The sequence below is a fragment of the Caulobacter sp. GW822-FHT07D08 genome (genome assembly GCF_058798735.1).
On the sequence record NZ_JBXAKU010000008.1, the window covers coordinates 43,904 to 63,313 of the forward strand.

Here is a 19,410-nt window from a genome sequence, read left to right on the forward strand (position 1 = left end):
TTACTCCTTCAGACCTTGCATCTTCAGCATTTCGCGTTGGATCGTGGCGGCCAGGCCGATGCCGCCGGCCTTGGTCACTTCCTTCGACATCGCGTCGGTCAGGACCGACTTGAACATCTCCTCGCCGTTGCCGCCGCCGAACGGTTCGGAGGTTTTCACGCCCTCGAACATCTGCTGCATCATCACGGACATGAACGAGGACTCGAAGGTCTTGGCCGTGTCGGCGATCTTGGCGCGCCGGGCGGCCTCCTTGGCCGCGCTGGCGGCGTCCTGAACCGCGCCCTGGGCCGTGCTCGCGGCGCTCTGCACCGCCTTGGCGGCGGTCTTGATCGTGGCGGCGGTCGCGCCGAACTGCGGGACGAAGGTGGAGATGGTCGACAGCGTGCTCATCACATCACCTCGATGTCGGCTTGCAGGGCGCCCGCGGCCTTCACGGCCTGCAGGATCGAGATCATGTCGCGGGGCGTGACGCCCAGCGCGTTGAGGCCGCCGACCAGGCTCTTGAGCGACGGCGAGCCGCCCAGGGTGAGCAGTTTCTTGCCCTTCTCCTCGTCGACATTCACCGTCGATTGCGGGACCACGGCCGTCTGGCCTTGGCTGAAAGGCGCCGGCTGGCTGACGGCGGGGTTTTCCTGGACCGAGATGGTCAGGTTGCCCTGGGCGATGGCCACCTTGCTGATGCGGACGTCGTCGCCCATGACGATGACGCCGGCCACTTCGTCGATCACCACCTTGGCCGGACCGTCGGGCTCGACCATCAGGTTCTCGATGTTGGTCATGAAGGTGATCATGTCCATGCCGGGAGGGGCGCGGGTGGCGATGATCGTGGGGTTCTGGGCCTGGGCGCAGCCGGGGAACTTGGCGTTGATGGCGTCGGCGACGCGGCGGGCGGTGGTGAAGTCCGGATTGCGCAGGGTCAGGCGCATGATGTCCATATTGACCATCTGGAAGCCGGTCTCGCGCTCGATGACGCCGCCGCTGGCGATGCGGCCGGCGGTCGGAACGCCCTTGGTGACCGAGCTGCCCGAGGCGCCGCCCGCCGAGACCGAGCCGGTCTGGACCGTGCCTTGCGCCACGGCATAGGTCTGGCCGTCCGCGCCTTGCAGGCTGGTGACGAGCAGGGTGCCGCCCAGCAGGCTTTTGGCGTCGCCCAGGGTCGAGACCGTCACGTCGACCTTCGAGCCGGCCGCCGAGAAGGGGGGCAGGGCGGCCGTGACCATGACGGCGGCGGTGTTCTTGGTGTTAAGATTGCCGTCGCGGACGTTGACGCCCTGGCGTTCCAGCATGGCCTCGAGGCTCTGCTTGGTCATCGGCGCGTTGCGCAGGCTGTCGCCGGTGCCGTTCAAGCCGACGACGATGCCGTAGCCGATCAGCTGGTTCTCGCGAACGCCTTCGAAGGCGACGATGTCCTTGATCCGCGACTTGGCGAACGCCGGGGCGGCGACCAGCGCCGAAGCGGCGACCAGGGCGGTCAGCAGGATGCGAAAGAATGAACGCGGCATGGCAATCTCGTCGTGGGGAACCGTCCCCGCGCCGCTCCATGCCAGAAGCGGGCCAGTTTCCTGATCGTGCTCAGGGCCTTGTGACTCAACGGATTCGGGATTCGGCGGTGGTCCGCAGGGCGCCTCGCGGCAGAATCTGCCCGGCATTAACCATACTTCAAGCGCCCAGGCGGATTATGTTGAGATCGCGGGATAAGTGACTCGCGCCATGAGCTTTTTGGAGCTGTCGGATGAAGGTTTCCAGCACGGGGGGCGTAGGTGCGAGCGGCGCGTCGCGGGCCAAGCCGGCCGGCGGGTCGACGGGCTTTTCGCTGCCATCCGTGAACGCCGCCAGCGGCGCCGCGAGCACCGCCTCGGTCGGCGGCCTGTCCGGCGTCGGCTCGGTCGACGCCCTGCTGGCGCTTCAAGAGATGGGCGCGGTCGGCAATCCGCTGGAGCGCAAGCGCCGCGCGGTGCGCCGCGCCGAGCACATCCTCGACCTGCTGGGCGATGTGCGGGTCGGGCTGATCGACGGCGACATCTCATCCGACACCCTGGACCGCCTGACGCGCGCCATCCGCGAGCAGCGGGACAATACCGACGATCCCAACCTGGAAGGGATCCTCAACGACATCGAGACGCGCGCCGCCGTCGAGCTGGCCAAGCTTCAGGCGCGTAGCTGAGATGGCCGGGGCGGGGACTTCAAAATCGGCGTTTCCCTGCCACGCCAGTCTTTCTTGCGCGTTCTATACGCGTCGTCGCCGTGTTCACGGCCCTTTTGCGGGAGGCGCGCGACCTGAACGCGCCGCTCACGCGAGGTTCATTGAACCCGGCTCACCTTTTGCTATAAGCACGCAGCCCTTAAGGGCTGAGTTCATTGGGGCGTGAGGCGTTGATGCAAACGGCCACTGTTCTTGTCGAAAAGTCTGACTATCGTCCTTCCGAGGACGAGCCTTTCATGAATGAGCGGCAGCTTGAGTATTTCAAGGACAAGCTGCTAGCCTGGAAAGAGGAGATCCTTCGCGAATCTCGCGAAACGGTCGCTCATCTCCAGAAAGAAACCGAGAATCACGCCGATCTCGCTGATCGCGCGTCCTCGGAAACCGACCGGGCTCTTGAGCTCCGTACCCGCGATCGTCAACGGAAGCTGATCTCCAAGATCGACCAGGCCCTGCGCCGCGTCGAGGACGGCTCCTACGGCTATTGTGAGGAGACGGGCGAGCCCATCGGCCTGGCTCGACTGGATGCTCGCCCTACGGCGACCATGAGCGTCGAAGCCCAGGAACGCCACGAGCGCCGCGAACGCGTCCATCGCGACGACTAAGCGCTGCTCTCCAAGGGAACTTGGGGCGACTCAATGTGTTTCAAGCGGCCTTGGGTGGGGAGCCCAGGGCCGCTTTTGTTTTGAGATCAGGTGCGTAAGGTCGTGCGCGGACCCGGAGACACCGCTTGAGCTTTTTCGAGAGCCTGCTCGTCCTGCTGGCCGCCGCCGTCCTGCTGCTGCAGGTTTCGCGTCGGCTGAACGCGCCCTATCCGGCCCTGCTGGCCGCGGCCGGCGTGTGCTTCGCCCTTGTCCCCGGCCTGCCGAAGATCTCGATCGAGCCGCATACGGCCCTGGCCCTGTTCCTGGCCCCGGTGCTGGTCGACGCGGCCTTCGACTTCCCGGTCGCTGATGTGCGCAAAATGTGGCGGCCGTTGTTCGCCCTGGCCATCGTGGCGGTGATCCTCAGCGCCGGCGCGGTGGCGTGGCTGGGCGTGACCATGGTCGGCCTGCCGATCGCCGCGGCCCTGGCCCTGGGCGCGATCGTCGCTCCGCCGGACGCGGCGGCCGCCACCGCCATCCTCACCACCGTGCGCCTGCCGCGCGGCTCGGTCGCGGTGCTGAAGGGCGAGAGCCTGCTGAACGACGCCTCGGCCCTGCTGCTGTTCTCGGCGGCGCTGGCTTTCCAGGCCCAGGGCGGCATCGACACCGCCCTGGCCGTGAAGCTGACGCTTGCGGCGCCCGGCGGGGTGATCCTGGGGATCGTCCTGGCGCGCGTGCTGCGCTTCATGAACCCTTTCGTGACCGGCACGCTGGGCGGCAACATGGCGGAGTTCGTCGCGTGTTTTGGAGCCTGGATCATCGCCGAGCGCCTGGGGCTGTCGGCGGTGCTTTGCCTGGTGGCCTTCGCCATGACCATCGCCAGAACGGCCAGCCTGCGCACGCCGCCGCGCATGCGCATCCACAGCTTCGCGGTCTGGACCTCGTCGGTGTTCCTGCTGAACGTCCTGGCCTTCCTGTTGATGGGCCTGCAGGCGCGCACCATCGTCGCCAGCATGCCGCGCGAGCGCCTGATGGAGGCGGCCGTTTTCGCCGCCGCGGTGGTCGGCTGCCTGGTCGCGGTGCGGATGGTCTGGGTGCTGACCTATATCCGGCTGTCGCAGATCCTCCCCGGCCTGCGAGGCGACGCCTATCCGACCCCCAGCCTGCGCCACGGCGTGCTGGTCGGCTGGTGCGGCATGCGCGGCCTCGTGACCCTGGCGACCGCCTTCGCCCTGCCGGGCGACTTCCCGCAACGCGACCTGATCGTGCTGACCGCCTTCGCCGTCGTGCTGGCCACCCTGGTGCTGCAGGGCCTGACCCTGTCGCCGTTGGTCCGTCTGCTGCGCTTGGACGGCGAGAACGGCCTCGACGCGGAATTGGTCCGTATCCGGGCCGACATGGCCGGCGTCGCCCTCAAGGCGCTGGAGGGCAAGACGAGCGCGGCCGCAGACCACTGGCGCTACCGTTTCGCCGCGGTGCCGACCACCTTCCCGACGCGGACCGGTGAGCTGGAAGCGCGGAGGGCCCTGGGCCTCAAGGCCATCCGCCGCCAGCGTGAGCGGCTGGAGGAATTGCGCGACGGCCAGGCTGTCGGCGCCGACGCCTTTCTGGTCCTGCAGGAGGAGCTGGATTTCGAGGAGGTCTCGATCAGCCGCGAGGACGAACGCCAAATCGAGGAAAGCTGATCATCACCACATCGTCTTCGCCGCGCGACCCGGCCATTCGCGGTCGTAGGCCTCGCCGCCGACCTCGCCGGCGGTGACGGCGGCCAGCATGGCGCCGGGCGTGGGCAGGGACTTCGGGTCGACCTGGCTTTCCGGCTTCCAGAGGCCCGAGCGGACGATGGCGCGGGCGCATTGGAAGTAGGCTTCGACGACCGTGACCACCATGGCCGTGCGCGGCGGCTTGCCGTCGACGGCGAAGCTGTCCAGCAGGTCGGGATCGACGCTCAGCATCGCCCGGCCGTTGACGCGGAAGGTTGTGCCTGAGCCGGGGATCAGGAACAGCAGCGCCACGCGCGGGTCGCGGACGACATTGCGCAACGAATCGATTCGGTTATTGCCGCGCCGGTCGGGCAGGATCAGCGTCCGGGGATCGGCGATGCGGACGAAGCCGGGCAGGTCGCCGCGCGGGCTGCAGTCCAGGCCTTCGGGGCCGACGGTGGCCAGGGCCACGAACGGGGAGGCCTGGATCAAGGCCGCGTAGTGCGGGGTGATGTGGTCGGTGACCTTGACGGTCGAGGCGGGGGCCGGCTGGGGCTGATACAGCGCCTCAAGAGCCTCGAGGGTGGTGATCTCGTGCATCGCATCCTCCCGTGGCCCTGCTTCTAGAGCCTTGGCGGACGGCGGACAATCTCAGGACAGGGCGGCGCGGACGCAGGCCTCGCGCAGGCGGCGAGCCGAGATCGGCTTGTCGACGATCGGGGTGAGGCGACCCTGCAGTTGGTCGGCGTTGCCGGTGACATAGACGACGGGGATGCGGCCCAGCTTCCGCTGGATGGCCTCGACGGCCTCCTCGCCGGTGCCGCCGACGATCCGATAGTCGGCGGTAATCAGATCTGGCGGATTCGCCAAGGCCAAGGCCAAGGCGTCCGACAGGCTGTCGGCGATATCAAAACTCGTGAAGCCCTGCTCCGCCAGAAGGGCTTCGACCTCGAACGCGACGAGGATTTCATCCTCGATAATCAACACGTGTCGGGCCTTCGCGTGCTCGGTCATTCGCCGCAGCCTTCGTGATCGTCCCTATGTCCAGTCAATGTCGCCGCGCGTCGCCGCGCCAGTCGCGTTTTCGTGATCTTCATAAGCGTAAAGGTTGTGTGTGCCTGTTCGGCTGCGCAGCGTGGGAAAGCAGGCTATGGAAGGAAAAAACAGAATTCGCAGGAGCGCCCAGCCTTGTCCCTGATCCTTACCGAGAAGCGCGGCCACGTCGCCATCCTCACCCTGAACCGTCCGGAGACGATGAACGCCCTCGGCGCGCCGGGCGACGGCGACCAGGTGGTCGCCGCTTGCGAGGCGATCAACGACGATCAGGAGATCCGCTGCGTGATCCTGACCGGCGCGGGAAAGGCCTTCTCGGCCGGCGGCGATGTCAAGGCGATGAAGGCGCGCGAGGGCGCGTTCGGCGGCAACGGCGTGGCCGTGCGCGACGGCTACCGCAAGAACATCCACCGAATCGTCCGGGCCATCTACGGCCTTGAGGTCCCGTCGATCGCGGCGGTGAACGGGGCGGCGATCGGCCTGGGCTGCGACGTGGCCTGCATGACCGACATCCGCATCGCCGCCGACACGGCCCGGTTCGGCGTCACCTTCCTGAAGCTGGGTCTGATTCCCGGCGACGGCGGCGCCTGGCTGATGCCGCGCACGATCGGCATGAGCCGCGCGGCGGAACTGCTGTTCACCGGCGACGTCATCGACGCGGCCAAGGCCGCCGACTGGGGTCTGATCAGCAAGGCCGTGCCGGCCGAGACGCTGATGGACGAGGCCCTGACGCTCGCCAACCGCATCGCCCAGCAGCCGCCGTACGCCCTGCGCATGGCCAAGAGCCTGCTCAAGCACGGCCAGACGGCCAGCTACGACACCCTGATGGAGATGAGCGCGGCCGCCCAGGCCATCGCCCACCACACCGAGGACCACATGGAAGGCGTCGACGCGATCCTCGAAAAGCGCGCGCCCGTGTTCAAGGGCGCCTGAGATCATGGGCAAGGAAGCGAGCGGCGTCTGGGGTCAGCTGTCGGACGGCGACAGCGAGGGCAAGCTGCTGTGGGAGCCGCCGAAGCTGATCTTCCGCGGGGCCTATCGCGGCATCTACCAGGGCCACGCGCTGAAGAACCTGCGGACCGAGGGCGATGACCTGGTGCTGAGCGACGGCACGCGGTTCACCCTGGAGCCGGGCCAGGCCGACAAGTGGCTGCACGCCATCCAGAACCCGCCCTCGCGCCTGGACAAGCTTGGCGTCAAGCCGGGCATGACCGTGGTCATCGACGGCGTCGAGGACGCGGCGTTCCTGGCCGAGCTGTCTACCCGCGTCGAGCCGGTCGACGCCGATGAGGCCGACGGCGTCGATATCCTGTTCCTGGCCGCCGACGACCTGGCCGACCTCGACCGGCTGGAGGACCTGATGTGGATCCTGGCCGACAAGGGCGCGATCTGGATCGTCTCCCAGAAGGGCAAGGGCGCGCCGCTGAAGGACACCGACGTGCTGACCGCCGCGCGCGGCTTTGGCCTGTCCGACACCAAGGTCTGCGCCTTCTCCAAGAGCCACACGGCGCTGCGGTTCGTGAAACGCAAGACGCCGAAGGCCGCGCCGGCGACAGCTCCTGTCGCGGATGACGAAGGGTTCGACGAGGAGGCGTAGAGCTATCGCCGATACCGCTCATTCCGCGAAGGCGGGGAGGAGATGGCGATAGGGAAGCCTCGTCAGGCCGCTTCCATCGCCTTCACGGGCTGGGCCTTCACCCCGGTCTTGCGGCCAAACTGCATGACTCCGTCCTCAACCTTGCCCAGGCGCAGGGCCGCCAGGTCCAGAGCGTAGTTCTGGTGCACCTTCCACGGCTTGCGCAGGCCCTGCTTGGGGAACTGGCCGATCGCGCGGGTGACGTAGCCGGACGAGAAGTCGAGCCATGGCGCGACCTCCATCTCGCCGTCGACGCGCGGCACGCAGAAGTCGGTTCGCGTGCGGTCCATGTGGTTCAGCAGGCGGCAGACATATTCGGAGGTCAGGTCCGCCTTCAGCGTCCAGCTGGCGTTGGTATAGCCGAACGCGGAGGCCAGGTTCGGCACGTCGCTGAACATCATGCCCTTGTAGCTCATCGACTGGGACAGGTCGGCGACCTTGCCGTCGACCACGACCTCCATGCCGCTGAGCAGCTGCATCTGCAGGCCGGTGGCCGTGACGACGACGTCGGCGTCCAGGGTCTTGCCGGACTTCAGCTGGAGACCGGTCTCGGTGAAGGTCTCGATGTGGTCGGTGACCACCGAGCTGGCGCCCGACTTGATCGAGTCGAACAGGTCGGCGTCCGGCACCAGGCACAGGCGCTGATCCCAGGGATTGTAGCGCGGCGTGAAGTGGGTCTCGATATCGTAGTCCGGGCCCAGGTGCTCGCGGACCATGCCCAGCAGGCGCTCCTTGACCTTCTCTGGCTTCTTGCGGGCCATGTTGAAGAACAGCATCTGGAAGAGGACGTTCTTCCAGCGGGTGAGGCCATAGGCGGTCATGGCCGGCAGCTTGGAGCGCAGCCAGTTGGCGATCCCGTCCTCGGCCGGGCGTGAGACCACATAGGTCGGCGAGCGCTGCAGCATGACCACGTGCTCGGCCGTCTTGGCCATCTCTGGCACCAGGGTCACGGCGGTGGCGCCGCTGCCGATCACCACGACCTTCTTGCCGGTGTAATCGAGGGCTTCGGGCCAGTGCTGCGGGTGGACGATCGCCCCCCTGAAGCGCTCGGTCCCCGCGAACTCGGGCGTGTAGCCGGCCGAATAGCGGTAATAGCCGGCGCACATATAGAGGAAGCCGCAGGTGAAGGTGACGGTCTGACCGTCATGCTCGGCCTCGACCGTCCAGGTCGCCGTCTGCGTCGACCAGCTGGCGCGCTTGACCATGTGCTTGAAGCGGATGTGACGGTCAACGTCGTGCTCACGCGCCGTTTCGCGGACGTAGTTCAGGATCGACGGGCCGTCGGCGATGGCCTTGGCGGCTTTCCACGGCTTGAAGCTGTAGCCCAGGGTGTACATGTCGCTGTCGGAGCGGATGCCCGGATAGCGGAACAGGTCCCAGGTGCCGCCGATCGCCTCGCGCCCCTCCAGGATCGCATAGGTCTTGCCGGGGCAGTGCTTCTTCAGGTGATAGGCCGCGCCGATCCCTGAAAGCCCCGCGCCCACGATCAGGACGTCGACATGTTCGATGGTCATCCGCTTCCGCCCGTTTGCTCCGCCCGCCGGTTGACCCGGTGTGGTCGTATGTGAACAGTGTTCACCAACAAACGACCGTTTTGACCGAACGTCAACCGCGGCCTATCGGATAGTTCATGTCTCTTCGCGACTTCGGCCTGCTGGTCCTGATCTGTCTGGTCTGGGCCAGCAACAACATCATCTCCAAGATCGTGGTCGCCCATTGGGGCGTGCCGCCGCTGTTCTACGCGGCGGTGCGCTTCTCGCTGGTGGCCTTGGCGACCCTGCCGTGGCTGCTGCCCGCGCCCAAGCCGACGTGGCGGATCGTGGTGGTGGCGCTGCTGATGGGAGCGGGGAACTTCGCCCTGCTGTTCATGGGCTTCAAGACCGCCTCGCCGTCGGCGGCGTCGGTGGTGATCCAGCTGGGCGTGCCGTTCACGACCCTGCTGTCGATGCTGATGCTGGGCGAGACGATCCGCTGGCGGCGGGGGCTTGGCATCGCCCTGACCCTGGCCGGGGCGGTGACGGTGATGTGGAGCCCGCAGGGCTTCGTGCTGTCGCCGGGGCTCTGGCTGATCGTGGCGGCCGCCTTCGCCGGCTCGCTGGGCGCGGTGATGATGAAGCAGGTCGAGGGCGTGCGGCCCTTGCAGTTCCAGGCCTGGGTCGGCTTCTCGTCGATCTGGCCGCTGGCTGCGATGAGCGCGGCGATCGAGCCCGGACAGGTCGCGGCGGGGATCGCGGCGGGCTGGCCGTTCGTGGCGGCGGTGGTGTTCTCGGCCCTGGTGGTTTCGGTCGTGGCCCATACGGCCTATTACGGGCTGATCCAGCGCTACGAGGCCAATCTGATCGCTCCGCTCACCCTGCTGACGCCGCTCTTCACCATCCTGCTGGGCGTGCTGGTCACCCACGATCATTTCGACCTGCGGATGGGCGTGGGAGCCGGCCTGGCCCTGACCGGCGTCTTGATCATCGCGCTTCGGCGGAATCAGGTCATGCCGTTGCTGATGTCGATCCGGAACCGCGCCCAATGAGTCTGAGCCTTATCGAGGCCCCGTCGCCCAATTTCGACGCCCGCAAGGCCGTGCCCGACACGATCGTGCTGCACTACACGGGCATGGAGACCGGCGAGGCCGCGATCGAGCGCCTGCGCGACCCCGAGGCCAAGGTGTCGGCGCACTACTGCGTCGAAGAAGACGGCCGCATCTTCCGCCTCGTGCCCGAGGAGCGCCGCGCCTGGCACGCCGGGGCGGCCTTCTGGAAGGGCGTCAAGGACATCAACTCGGCCTCGGTCGGCATCGAGATCGTCAATCCCGGCCACGAGTTCGGCTACCGCCCGTTCCCCGAGGCCCAGATCGCCTCCGTGATCAATCTGCTGGCCGACGTGCGCTCGCGCTGGATGATCCCAGACAGCCGCATCCTCGGCCACTCCGACATCGCGCCGGGCCGCAAGGTCGATCCGGGCGAGCTCTTCCCGTGGAAGCGTCTCGCCGAAAGCGGCCACGGCCTCTGGATCGAGCCCGCGCCGTCGCCCGGCGCGCCGCTGGGCCAGGGCGAGGAGGGGACCGGCGTCTTCGCCCTGCAAGCTGGCCTGACCCGCCTTGGCTTCGACTGCGCCCCCACCGGCAAGTACGACGAGTGGACCACGACGGTGGTCGGCGCCTTCCAGCGCCACTGGCTGCAGAGCCGCTTCGACGGCATCGCCGACGGCGAGACCCGGGCGCGGCTGGTGGGCCTGCTGCGCGCGGCGGCGGACTGATGCACCCGGACGGCCGCTTCCACGTCGAGGATCGCGCGGTCCTGCTGGACTTCATCCGCGCCCACCCGTTCGTGACGATCGCCGCGTCCGTCGGTGGCCGGCCATTCGTGGCCCAGTCGCCGGTGGTGATCCGCGACCTGGACGGCGAGATCGCCCTCGACTTCCACCTGTCACGCGGCAACGTCCTGGCGCCGCACCTGACCCAGGGCTTCCGGGCGGTGGTGCTGGCCACGGGTCTGGACGCCTATGTCAGCCCGGACTGGTACGAGAGCGCTGACCAGGTACCGACCTGGAACTACCAATCCGTCGAAGCCGAGGGCTCGGTCGCGCCGCTGGACGAGGCCGAACTGGTGGCCCTGCTGGACGACCTGTCGGCCCAGGAAGAGGCGCGGCTTCTCCCCAAGAAGCCCTGGACCCGCGACAAGATGAAGGCCGGCAAGTTCGAGGCCTTGCTGCGCGGGATCATGGGCGGCCGGCTGTTCGTCGAGCGGCTGGACGGGACCTTCAAGCTCTCGCAGAACAAGAACGACGCCGATCGGTTGGGCGCTGCCCGGGGGCTGGGCGAGCATCCGATCGCGCGCCTGATGCGAGAGCTTTGACGCTGGAGCGTTGACGTTTGGGCTCCGCCCCGTCAAACACCGTCCCGGACCAGATGATCGGGCGGTCGCGTCGTCTTCGGACGCCGAGGAAAGTCCGGGCTCCACGGTGACAAGGCGGTGGGTAACGCCCACCGGGAGCGATCCCAGGGATAGCGCCACAGAAAGCAAACCTCCTCCCTACGGGGCGGGAAGGGTGAAAGGGTGGGGTAAGAGCCCACCGCGGACCTGGCGACAGGGACGGCATGGCAAGCCCCGCCTGGAGCAAGACCGAATAGGGACCCCGCGCCGGCCTCGCGTCGGATAGGCCGTCACTGGCCGAGAGGGTCCGGGTAGGTCGCGAGAGCCGTCCAGCAATGGCCGGCCTAGAGGAATGATCGTCGCCGTCGCTTTCGAGCGGCGGAACAGAACCCGGCTTACAGATCATCTGGTCCCCATCCTCCCCGTCTGGCGGGGAGGCGACAGAGCGCGTTCACGCGCGGCGCATCCGAGTCTTCCTACGCGCGGGGAAAGGCCACGGCGCCTGAAGTTCACATCCAATGGGACGAACTGCGACGGCCCAAGGCGTTTGTGTGGTGAGTTCTGTGTATGTTCTGTTGATTAACTTCCGTGCTCCGTGAAGAAGGCGTGCGACATCTTTGAATTGTCGATGAAATGGCAGTTGGTGTCATTGTCTCCCAGTTCATCCCATGTTAACCCAATTCGCGTCGGGGCGAGGTGGTGGCAGCTCGCCGACCGGCTTGGGCTTGGGCGGGGTTGGCTTCAGTGTTTCTCTCGACGTTCGAGAAACAGCTCGACAGCAAGCGGCGCATCGTTGTGCCGCAGGAATTCCGCGCGGCCGTCTCCGGCCTGTTCGACGGCATCTTCTGCTTCCCCTCGATCGAGGCCGATTGCCTGGAAGCTGGCGGAAAAGCCTTGTTCGATCGTTACTTGGCGGTGATCGAGGAGATGCCGTTCGGAGATCCGACCCGCACCGCGCTGGAGACCAGCGTCCTGGGCGGCATGGCCAAACTGTCTTTTGATACAGCTGGTCGCATTACGCTCCCCGACCAGCTGTGCGAAATGTGCGGCCTCACGGATTGGGTAGCCGTCGTCGGTATGGGTGAGCGTTTTCAGATCTGGTCGCGCGAGGCCTTCCAGGCCCATCGCGCGACGCAGCGTGACTTGGCCAAGGAAGGTCTGGCGGCCCTGCGCGCCCAACAGCGCGTCGCCAAGTTCGGGGCTGCGTCGTGAGCGAAGCGCCGCACATCTCCGTCCTGCTGAATGAAGTGGTCGAGGCCCTGGGCGCGGGTCCGGGCGAGACCATCATCGACGGCACCTTCGGGGCCGGCGGCTATACCCGCGCGATCCTGGCCACGGGCGCGACCGTCGTCGGCTTTGACCGCGACCCGACCGTCCAGAAGTTCACCGAAGGCCTGCCGGCGGATCGCTTCCGCCTGATCCAGGACCGCTTTTCCCGGATGGCCGAGCATTTCGAGCCGCAGTCGGTCGACGGCGTGGTGCTGGATATCGGTGTGTCGTCCATGCAGCTGGACGAGGCCGAGCGCGGCTTTTCGTTCATGCGCGACGGCCCGCTGGACATGCGGATGAGCGATACGGGTCCGACCGCCGCCGACCTCGTCAACGAGCTCGACCACACCGAGCTGGCCCGCATCCTCTATGTCTATGGCGAGGAGCACGCCTCGCGCCGCATCGCCAGCTTCATCGTCAAGCGTCGCGAGGAGCGTCCGTTCGAGCGCACCCTGGACCTGGCGCACGTCATCGAACGCGCCCTGGGCGGCCGCAAGGGCGCCAAGGTCCACCCGGCCACGCGCTCGTTCCAGGGGCTGCGCATCGCGGTCAACGAGGAACTGGCCGAGCTGGAGGCGGGGCTCGCCGCCGCCGAGCGGATCCTGAAGCCGGGCGGCCGGCTGGCGGTGGTGACCTTCCACTCGCTGGAAGACCGCATCGTCAAGAATTACCTAGCCGAGCGGGCCGGGCGCACGCCGGGCGGCTCGCGCCACCTGCCGCAGGCGCCGACCGGCGCGCCGGCCAGCTTCCAACTGATCGCCAACAAGGCCATCGCACCGGGCGAGGCCGAGCTGGCCGTCAATCCGCGCGCGCGCTCGTCGAAGCTGCGCGCCGCCGTGCGCACGGCGGCTCCCGTTTGGGAGGCTTCCGCGTGACCAGCGTCGGCCTGTTCGATCGCCGAATCCGGGGCTTCCGCATCGTCGAGGTCGCGGGCATGGGCGTCCTGCTGACCCTGGTGACCAGCGTCTATCTGGCCAAGACCTTCGCGGGTCGCGAGCGCCAGGAGATCAGCCGCATCGAGCAGGAGATCGTCGACGAGGGCGTCCGCAAGCGTCTGCTGGAAGCCGAGGTCGCCCATCTGGAGCAGCCCCGCCGCATCGAGCAACTGGCGCAGATGATGCAGCTGAAGCCGATCGCGCCGGACCACGAGATCACCGAGGACGCCCTGATCGACGTCGCGCGCCGCCGCGAGCTGCCGCGCGCGCCGATCTCGGCCGCGCCGGTCGCACCCGAGGCCCTGGCCGCCGACGCGCCGGAAGCCGTGCCCGACGACATCCCGCCGCCCCCTCAAGCTGAAGGGGTCCAGCGATGAGCCTCTCCAATCTTGGTCCCGGCGGCTTCCAGTCGCCGCTGTGGCGGTGGCTGATCGAGCGCGTATGGCGGCTGGAGCACGCCTTCGAGCGCTCGCGCGCCGCGGCCAAGCCCGAGGATGACACGCGCATCCGCATCTTCCTGGTCATGGGCTTCTTCAGCCTGTGCTTCGTCGGCGTCGGCCTGGGCGCCGGCTGGGCGGCGCTGTTCTCGCACGCGGGGCAGGGTAACGGCTACGCCCAGGGCGCCGACGGCGCGCGCGGCGATGTGGTCGACCGCAACGGCAAGCTGCTGGCCGTCGACCTGGCTCACTACGCCCTCTATGTCGATCCGCGCGAGGTCTGGGACGCCAAGGAAGTGCGCCGCGCCCTGGGCAAGGCCCTGCCGCAGGTCCCGGCCAAGCGCCTGGACAAGGCCGTGTTCGGCGATCACCGCGCCTTCGTCCTGGGCGGCCTGACACCCGACGAAAAGGACGCCATCTTCAATCTGGGCCTGCCCGGCATCTCGTTCGAGGAGCAGGAGCGGCGGATGTACCCTCTGGGTCCGACGGCCGCGCACCTGATCGGCTTCGTCGACAGCGGCGGCAAGGGCCTGGCCGGCGCCGAGCGCGCCCTGGACGATCCGATCCGCAAGGCCGCCGGCGGGCAGGGCGGCCCGACCCAGCTGTCGATCGACATCCGCGTCCAGGCCGCGCTCGAGGACGAGCTGCGCAAGGCCGCCGCCGAGTTCACGCCCAAGGGCGCGGTGGGCCTGGTCACCAACGTCCACACCGGCGAGATCCTGGGCCTGGCCAGCCTGCCCGACTTCGACCCCAACAAGCCGGGCGAGGCGACCGACGAGCAGCGCCTGAACCGCGCCGCCGCCTCGGTCTACGAGATGGGATCGACCTTCAAGGCGTTCACGGTGGCCATCGGCCTGGATACCGGCGTGGCGACGCCCGCCTCGACCTTCGACGCGCGCGAGCCCTACAAGCTGGGCTATCGCACGATCCACGACTATCACGCCGCCAAGGCGATCCTGACCCTGGTCGAGGTGTTCAAGCACTCGTCGAACATCGGCACCGCCATACTGGCCGAGCGGATCGGCGGCGCGCGGCTCAGCCAGTATTTCACCAACCTGGGCCTCACCAAGCCGGCCAAGGTCGAGCTGATGGAGTCGGCCAGGCCGCTCACGCCGCGCAAGTGGGACGTGGACGCGGTGGCGTCCACCTCGTTCGGCCATGGTATGAACATCAGTCCGCTGGCCCTGGCCCAGGCGATGAACGCCTTGCTGAACGGCGGCGAAATGAGGCCCCTGACCATCCGCAAGCTGCCGTTGGGCGTGCGCCCGGAGGGCAAACGGGTGATCTCGGAAAACACCTCGGCCGAGATGCTGAAGATCATGCGGGCGAACGTCCTTCCCGGCGGCAGCGGCGGCAAGGCCGACGTGCCGGGCCTTTCGGTCGGCGGCAAGACCGGCACCGGCGAGAAATACGACCCCTCGATCCGCGGCTACAACCACCAGCGCCAGGTCTCGTCGTTCGCGGCGGTGTTCCCGACCGATGGCCCGCTGGAGGCGGACCGCTACTTCGTGCTGATCCTGATGGACGAGCCGCACGGTAACGCCAAGTCGTTCGGTTTCTCGACCGGCGGCTGGGTCGGCGCGCCGGCGGCCGGCAAGGTGATCGAACGCATCGCGCCGTTCCTGGGCGTGCAACGCAAGACCGAGCTGGTGACCATCGCCAGCCCCCAGAAGAGCGCCACACCGGAGGCGGGGCTATGACCAGACATCTGTCGGAACTGTTCAACCGTCCGTTCGCCAGTGACCCGGTGATCGCCGGCGTCACCGCCGACAGCCGCAAGGTCACGGCCGGCTGGCTGTTCGCCGCGCTGCCGGGGACCAAGGTCGATGGCCGCGACTTCGCGCCGGGCGCGGTGTCCAAGGGCGCCGCCGCCATCCTGGCGCCCGAAGACGGGCTGGAAGGCCTGGGCGTGCCGGTGGTCCGTTCCGAGGACGCCCGGCGCGCCTACGCCCTGGCCTCGTCCGCCTTCTGGGGTAAGCAGCCGGCCATGTGCGTGGCCGTCACCGGCACCAATGGCAAGACCTCGGTCGCCGGCTTCTGTCGCCAGATCTTCGCCAAGCTGGGCCACAAGGCCGCCAGCATGGGCACCCTGGGCGTCGTCGTGAGTGAAGCGGGCCAACCGGATCAGCAACTGACCCCGCCGGGCCTGACCACGCCGGACGCCGGCGACGTCGCCGAGATGGTCGCGCGTCTGGCCGAGATGGGCGTCACCCACCTGGCCCTGGAGGCCAGCTCGCACGGCGTCGACCAGCGCCGCGTCGACGGCGTCAAGCTGAAGGCCGCCGGCTTCACCAACTTCACCCAGGACCACCTCGACTATCACGGCTCGATGGAAGCCTATCGCGCCGCCAAGCTGCGTCTGTTCGACACGCTTACCCCCGGCGGGGCCATGGCGGTGCTGAACGCCGACAGCGAGGCCTTCCCGAATTTCGCCGCCGCCGCCGTCATCTCGGGCCAGAGCATTTTCTCGGTGGGCGAGGACGGCCAGGGCCTGCGCCTGATCTCGCGCACCCCGACCCCGGCCGGCCAGGACCTGGTGATCGAGGCAGACGACGTCGTCCACCACATCAAGCTGCCGCTGGCCGGCGCCTTCCAGGCCTCGAACGTGCTGGTCGCCGCCGGCCTGTGCGTCGCCGCGGGCGAGGACGTCGCCAAGGTGCTGAAGGCCCTGGAGAGCCTCGAAGGCGCCGCCGGGCGCCTGCAGCGTGTCGGGCGTGGTCCCAAGGGCGGCGAGGCCTATGTCGACTACGCTCACACGCCGGACGGTCTGCAGACCGTGCTGGAAGCCCTGCGCCCGCACACGCGCGGCAAGCTGATCGCCGTGTTCGGCGCGGGCGGCGACCGCGATCGCGGCAAGCGTCCGCTGATGGGCGCGATCGGCGCCAAGCTGGCCGACATCGCCATCGTCACCGATGACAATCCGCGCTCGGAAGACCCGGCCTCGATCCGCGCCGCTATCCTGGAAGCCGCGCCGGGCGCCCGCGAGATCGGCGACCGACGCGCCGCGATCCGCGCCGCCGTCGACCTGATGGGCGATGGCGACGTGCTGGTCATCGCCGGCAAGGGCCACGAGCAGGGCCAGATCGTCGCTGGCGTCGTCCACCCGTTCGACGACGTGGCCGAGGCCCTGGAAGCGTTGGAGGGCGTCGATGCCTGAAGCGCTTTGGACGGCTGACGAGATCGCGCGGGCCGTTGGCGGCGCGGTCGCTGGCGACTTCGCCGTGACCGGCGTCTCGATCGACACCCGCACCGTCGAGGCGGGCGACCTGTTCGTGCCGCTGGTCGGCGCGCGCGACGGCCACGACTTCGTCGCGCAGGCGGTCGCCAACGGCGCGACCGGCGTCCTGGCCGCCAAGGCCGTCGACGCGCCGGCCGTAATGGTCGAAGACACTTTCAAGGCGCTGGAGCGGCTGGGCGTCGCCGCTCGCGAGCGCGCGCCGCAGTGCAAGCGCGGGGCGGTGACCGGCTCGGTCGGCAAGACCAGCGTCACCCGCGCGGTCGAGGCGGGCCTGCGTCTGGCGGGCAAGGCCCACGCGTCGGTGAAGAGCTACAACAACCACATCGGCGTGCCGCTGACCCTGGCCCGGATGCCGCGCGACAGCGAGCGCGCCGTGTTCGAGATCGGCATGAACCACGCCGACGAGATCACGCCCCTGTCGGGCTTTGTCCAGCCGCACGCGGTGGCGATCACCACGGTCGGCCCGGTCCATCTGGAGAACTTCCCCGACGGCGAGCAGGGCGTTGCCCGCGCCAAGGCCGAGATCTTCGCCGGTCTGCGGCCGGGCGGGATCGCGGTTCTGAACGCCGACAACCGCTGGTTCGAGTTTTTGAAGGCCGAGGCCGAGAAGGCCGGCGCGACCGTCTGGAGCTTCGGGTCTTCACCGGACTGCACAGCTCAGCTCGTCTCTTTCTCGTCCGATCTCCCCGGCGAAAGCCGGGGCCCAGATGACAAGGCGACGGGCGCTCCGGATGAATCTGGGTCCCGGCTTTCGCCGGGAAGATCGGTGGCTAAGGCGGTCTTGCGTGGCGAACCCATCGAGATTGCCCTGCTGCAGACCGGGGTCCACTGGGGCCCCAACAGCCTGTGCGTCCTGCTGATGCTGGAAGCCCTTGATGTGCCGCGCGAGACGGCCTTGGCCGCCCTGGCGGCTTTCGCCCCGATCGAAGGTCGCGGGGCCGAGAAGACCGTCCGCATCGACGGCGGGACTTTCACCCTCGTCGACGAGAGCTACAACGCCAATCCGGTCTCGATGCAGGCCGCTCTGAAGACCCTGGGCGCGCGCAAGGTCGCCGGTCGCCGGGTCGTGGCGCTGACCGACATGCTCGAACTGGGCGAGGACAGCGACCGGTTTCACGCCGAGCTTGCAGGCCCGATCGACCATGCAAACGTTGACGTTGTTTTTGTCGCAGGCGTCCACATGAAATCGCTGTGGGAGGCGCTTCCGCCGACTCGGCGAGGCGGCTACGCGGAAGTTACTGAAAAGTTAACGGCGCAGCTGGCGGGGGCGATCCGGCCTGGCGACGTGGTGATGGTGAAGGGGTCGAACGGCTCCAAGGCCGGGGTTCTCGCCCGGGCCCTGGCGGCGCTCGACCTTGGGGAACAGGGCTGATGCTGTACTTCCTGTACGAATGGCTGGCGCGCTCGCAAGAGCATGTCCCGGCGCTGAACCTGTTGAAATACCTGACCTTCCGGTCCGGCATGGCGATGCTGACCGCCTATATCGTCGCCGTGGCCATGGGCTCGCGCTTCATTCGCTGGATGAAGGCCAAGCAGGGCAAGGGCCAGCCGATCCGCACCGATGGCATCGCCCGTCACGTCACCGAGAAGGCCGGCACGCCCACCATGGGCGGCTTCATGATCCTGGCCGGCCTGTTCGTCGGCGCCCTGCTGTGGGCCGACCTGCGCAACATCCACGTCTGGGTCGTGCTGCTGATCACCGGCAGCTACGGCCTGCTGGGCTTCATGGACGACTACGCCAAGGTCACCAAGCAGACCACGGCCGGCCTCTCCAGCGTCCAGAAGCTGGTCGCCCAGTTCGCCGTGGCCATCGTCGCCGCCGTGATCCTGATCCTGTGGGCGCCCAAGTCGCCGATGACACCGGGCATGGAGACCAGCGTGGTCTTCCCGATCTTCAAGGCGCTGGTGATCAATCTGGGCTGGTTCTACGTGGTGTTCGCCGCGGTCACGATCGCCGGCTTCTCCAACGCGGTGAACCTGACCGATGGCCTGGACGGCCTGGCCATCGTGCCGGTGATGTTCGCCGCCTCGACCTTCGGCCTGATCGCCTATCTCGTCGGCAACTACAAGTTCGCGGACTATCTGAACCTGCACTTCGCGCCAGGCGTCGGCGAACTGGCGGTGCTGTGCGGCGCGATCATCGGCGGGGGCATGGGCTTTCTCTGGTACAACGCCCCGCCGGCCAAGATCTTCATGGGCGACACCGGCTCGCTGGCCCTGGGCGGCGCGCTGGGCGCGATCGCTGTCTGCGCCAAGCACGAACTGGTCCTGGGCATTGTCGGCGGCCTGTTCGTGGCCGAGGCGCTGAGCGTCATGATCCAGGTCGCCTACTTCAAGAAGACCGGCAAGCGCGTCTTCCTGATGGCGCCGATCCACCACCATTTCGAGAAGCTGGGCTGGGCTGAATCCACCGTCGTGATCCGGTTCTGGATCGTGGCGATGATGCTGTCCTTCGTCGGCCTCGCCACGCTGAAACTGCGTTAGGGAGC

General features: G+C 68.0%; 20 protein-coding genes and 1 other RNA gene. 16 read left to right on the forward strand and 5 right to left on the reverse strand.

Annotated elements, in window-relative coordinates; genetic code table 11:
• Positions 1-390 (reverse strand): rod-binding protein, encoded by a 390-nt coding sequence (locus AC1RJ9_RS15895; protein WP_492837864.1) that lies wholly within the window; start codon positions 388-390, stop codon positions 1-3.
• Positions 390-1,502 carry a flagellar basal body P-ring protein FlgI gene (locus AC1RJ9_RS15900; RefSeq protein ID WP_492837865.1) on the reverse strand — a complete coding sequence of 371 codons (1,113 nt, stop codon included), beginning with the start codon at positions 1,500-1,502 and terminating at the stop codon, positions 390-392. The genes AC1RJ9_RS15895 and AC1RJ9_RS15900 overlap by 1 nt, the downstream gene beginning before the upstream one ends.
• A gap of 230 nt (positions 1,503-1,732) precedes the next feature.
• Here AC1RJ9_RS15900 and fliX point away from each other — a divergent pair, with 230 nt between their 5' ends.
• From fliX to AC1RJ9_RS15915, 3 genes are all read left to right on the forward strand, one after another.
• Positions 1,733-2,164 carry a flagellar assembly regulator FliX gene (gene fliX / locus AC1RJ9_RS15905; RefSeq protein WP_492837866.1) on the forward strand — a complete coding sequence of 144 codons (432 nt, stop codon included), beginning with the start codon at positions 1,733-1,735 and terminating at the stop codon, positions 2,162-2,164.
• 212 nt (positions 2,165-2,376) lie between these two features.
• Positions 2,377-2,805 carry an RNA polymerase-binding protein DksA gene (gene dksA, locus AC1RJ9_RS15910; RefSeq protein WP_492837867.1) on the forward strand — a complete coding sequence of 143 codons (429 nt, stop codon included), beginning with the start codon at positions 2,377-2,379 and terminating at the stop codon, positions 2,803-2,805.
• Between the two features lie 125 nt (positions 2,806-2,930).
• Entirely contained in the window at positions 2,931-4,469 is a 1,539-nt protein-coding gene (locus tag AC1RJ9_RS15915) for a cation:proton antiporter (RefSeq protein WP_492837868.1), read from the forward strand.
• A gap of 3 nt (positions 4,470-4,472) precedes the next feature.
• Here AC1RJ9_RS15915 and AC1RJ9_RS15920 read toward each other — a convergent pair whose 3' ends face one another.
• Positions 4,473-5,087 (reverse strand): pyridoxamine 5'-phosphate oxidase family protein, encoded by a 615-nt coding sequence (locus AC1RJ9_RS15920; RefSeq protein WP_492837869.1) that lies wholly within the window; start codon positions 5,085-5,087, stop codon positions 4,473-4,475.
• A gap of 51 nt (positions 5,088-5,138) precedes the next feature.
• Positions 5,139-5,501 carry a response regulator gene (locus AC1RJ9_RS15925; protein ID WP_492837870.1) on the reverse strand — a complete coding sequence of 121 codons (363 nt, stop codon included), beginning with the start codon at positions 5,499-5,501 and terminating at the stop codon, positions 5,139-5,141.
• A 174-nt stretch (positions 5,502-5,675) separates the two neighbouring features.
• Here AC1RJ9_RS15925 and AC1RJ9_RS15930 point away from each other — a divergent pair, with 174 nt between their 5' ends.
• The gene (locus tag AC1RJ9_RS15930) at positions 5,676-6,473 is read left to right on the forward strand and encodes a crotonase/enoyl-CoA hydratase family protein (RefSeq protein WP_492837871.1); all 798 of its coding nucleotides are present in this window, start codon (positions 5,676-5,678) and stop codon (positions 6,471-6,473) included.
• Positions 6,474-6,477: 4 nt separating this feature from the next.
• Positions 6,478-7,137 (forward strand): DUF3052 family protein, encoded by a 660-nt coding sequence (locus AC1RJ9_RS15935; RefSeq protein ID WP_492837872.1) that lies wholly within the window; start codon positions 6,478-6,480, stop codon positions 7,135-7,137.
• Between the two features lie 62 nt (positions 7,138-7,199).
• On the opposite strand, the gene AC1RJ9_RS15940 is transcribed toward AC1RJ9_RS15935, so the two are convergent.
• The gene (locus AC1RJ9_RS15940) at positions 7,200-8,690 is read right to left on the reverse strand and encodes a flavin-containing monooxygenase (protein ID WP_492837873.1); all 1,491 of its coding nucleotides are present in this window, start codon (positions 8,688-8,690) and stop codon (positions 7,200-7,202) included.
• A 116-nt stretch (positions 8,691-8,806) separates the two neighbouring features.
• On the opposite strand from AC1RJ9_RS15940, the gene AC1RJ9_RS15945 reads away from it, so the two are divergent.
• From AC1RJ9_RS15945 to mraY, 11 genes are all read left to right on the forward strand, one after another.
• Positions 8,807-9,700, forward strand: coding sequence for a DMT family transporter (locus AC1RJ9_RS15945; RefSeq protein ID WP_492837874.1), 894 nt, complete (start codon positions 8,807-8,809; stop codon positions 9,698-9,700).
• Positions 9,697-10,425: an N-acetylmuramoyl-L-alanine amidase gene (locus AC1RJ9_RS15950; protein ID WP_492837875.1), complete on the forward strand. Its 729-nt coding sequence runs from the start codon at positions 9,697-9,699 to the stop codon at positions 10,423-10,425. The genes AC1RJ9_RS15945 and AC1RJ9_RS15950 overlap by 4 nt, the downstream gene beginning before the upstream one ends.
• Positions 10,425-11,024: an FMN-binding negative transcriptional regulator gene (locus tag AC1RJ9_RS15955; protein WP_492837876.1), complete on the forward strand. Its 600-nt coding sequence runs from the start codon at positions 10,425-10,427 to the stop codon at positions 11,022-11,024. The genes AC1RJ9_RS15950 and AC1RJ9_RS15955 overlap by 1 nt, the downstream gene beginning before the upstream one ends.
• 49 nt (positions 11,025-11,073) lie before the next feature.
• An RNA gene (rnpB, locus tag AC1RJ9_RS15960) (RNase P RNA component class A) lies at positions 11,074-11,456 on the forward strand.
• 330 nt (positions 11,457-11,786) lie between these two features.
• The gene (locus tag AC1RJ9_RS15965) at positions 11,787-12,254 is read left to right on the forward strand and encodes a division/cell wall cluster transcriptional repressor MraZ (protein WP_492837878.1); all 468 of its coding nucleotides are present in this window, start codon (positions 11,787-11,789) and stop codon (positions 12,252-12,254) included.
• On the forward strand, positions 12,251-13,186 hold the full coding sequence (rsmH, locus tag AC1RJ9_RS15970) for a 16S rRNA (cytosine(1402)-N(4))-methyltransferase RsmH (protein ID WP_492837879.1): 936 nt from the start codon (positions 12,251-12,253) through the stop codon (positions 13,184-13,186). Before AC1RJ9_RS15965 ends, rsmH begins: the two co-directional genes overlap by 4 nt.
• A complete protein-coding gene (gene ftsL / locus AC1RJ9_RS15975; RefSeq protein WP_492837880.1) occupies positions 13,183-13,623 on the forward strand; it encodes a cell division protein FtsL in 441 nt (146 codons plus the stop codon). The genes rsmH and ftsL overlap by 4 nt, the downstream gene beginning before the upstream one ends.
• Positions 13,620-15,383 (forward strand): peptidoglycan D,D-transpeptidase FtsI family protein, encoded by a 1,764-nt coding sequence (locus AC1RJ9_RS15980; protein ID WP_492837881.1) that lies wholly within the window; start codon positions 13,620-13,622, stop codon positions 15,381-15,383. The genes ftsL and AC1RJ9_RS15980 overlap by 4 nt, the downstream gene beginning before the upstream one ends.
• On the forward strand, positions 15,380-16,840 hold the full coding sequence (locus AC1RJ9_RS15985) for a UDP-N-acetylmuramoyl-L-alanyl-D-glutamate--2,6-diaminopimelate ligase (RefSeq protein ID WP_492837882.1): 1,461 nt from the start codon (positions 15,380-15,382) through the stop codon (positions 16,838-16,840). Before AC1RJ9_RS15980 ends, AC1RJ9_RS15985 begins: the two co-directional genes overlap by 4 nt.
• Positions 16,833-18,293, forward strand: coding sequence for a UDP-N-acetylmuramoyl-tripeptide--D-alanyl-D-alanine ligase (locus tag AC1RJ9_RS15990; RefSeq protein WP_492837883.1), 1,461 nt, complete (start codon positions 16,833-16,835; stop codon positions 18,291-18,293). The genes AC1RJ9_RS15985 and AC1RJ9_RS15990 overlap by 8 nt, the downstream gene beginning before the upstream one ends.
• Positions 18,293-19,405: a phospho-N-acetylmuramoyl-pentapeptide-transferase gene (gene mraY / locus AC1RJ9_RS15995; RefSeq protein ID WP_125159455.1), complete on the forward strand. Its 1,113-nt coding sequence runs from the start codon at positions 18,293-18,295 to the stop codon at positions 19,403-19,405. Before AC1RJ9_RS15990 ends, mraY begins: the two co-directional genes overlap by 1 nt.
• Positions 19,406-19,410: the final 5 nt, after the last annotated feature.

What these genes read in the sequence shown, in the direction of transcription:
- AC1RJ9_RS15945 (WP_492837874.1), top strand. Translation starts at nt 8,807, where the DNA reads ATGTCTCTTCGCGACTTCGGCCTGCTGGTCCTGATCTGTCTGGTCTGG.
- AC1RJ9_RS15895 (WP_492837864.1), bottom strand. Translation starts at nt 390, where the DNA reads ATGAGCACGCTGTCGACCATCTCCACCTTCGTCCCGCAGTTCGGCGCG.
- AC1RJ9_RS15940 (WP_492837873.1), bottom strand. Translation starts at nt 8,690, where the DNA reads ATGACCATCGAACATGTCGACGTCCTGATCGTGGGCGCGGGGCTTTCA.
- AC1RJ9_RS15925 (WP_492837870.1), bottom strand. Translation starts at nt 5,501, where the DNA reads ATGACCGAGCACGCGAAGGCCCGACACGTGTTGATTATCGAGGATGAA.
- AC1RJ9_RS15990 (WP_492837883.1), top strand. Translation starts at nt 16,833, where the DNA reads ATGCCTGAAGCGCTTTGGACGGCTGACGAGATCGCGCGGGCCGTTGGC.
- AC1RJ9_RS15900 (WP_492837865.1), bottom strand. Translation starts at nt 1,502, where the DNA reads ATGCCGCGTTCATTCTTTCGCATCCTGCTGACCGCCCTGGTCGCCGCT.
- AC1RJ9_RS15935 (WP_492837872.1), top strand. Translation starts at nt 6,478, where the DNA reads ATGGGCAAGGAAGCGAGCGGCGTCTGGGGTCAGCTGTCGGACGGCGAC.
- AC1RJ9_RS15980 (WP_492837881.1), top strand. Translation starts at nt 13,620, where the DNA reads ATGAGCCTCTCCAATCTTGGTCCCGGCGGCTTCCAGTCGCCGCTGTGG.
- AC1RJ9_RS15920 (WP_492837869.1), bottom strand. Translation starts at nt 5,087, where the DNA reads ATGCACGAGATCACCACCCTCGAGGCTCTTGAGGCGCTGTATCAGCCC.
- AC1RJ9_RS15985 (WP_492837882.1), top strand. Translation starts at nt 15,380, where the DNA reads ATGACCAGACATCTGTCGGAACTGTTCAACCGTCCGTTCGCCAGTGAC.
- AC1RJ9_RS15950 (WP_492837875.1), top strand. Translation starts at nt 9,697, where the DNA reads ATGAGTCTGAGCCTTATCGAGGCCCCGTCGCCCAATTTCGACGCCCGC.
- dksA (WP_492837867.1), top strand. Translation starts at nt 2,377, where the DNA reads ATGCAAACGGCCACTGTTCTTGTCGAAAAGTCTGACTATCGTCCTTCC.
- fliX (WP_492837866.1), top strand. Translation starts at nt 1,733, where the DNA reads ATGAAGGTTTCCAGCACGGGGGGCGTAGGTGCGAGCGGCGCGTCGCGG.
- AC1RJ9_RS15955 (WP_492837876.1), top strand. Translation starts at nt 10,425, where the DNA reads ATGCACCCGGACGGCCGCTTCCACGTCGAGGATCGCGCGGTCCTGCTG.
- mraY (WP_125159455.1), top strand. Translation starts at nt 18,293, where the DNA reads ATGCTGTACTTCCTGTACGAATGGCTGGCGCGCTCGCAAGAGCATGTC.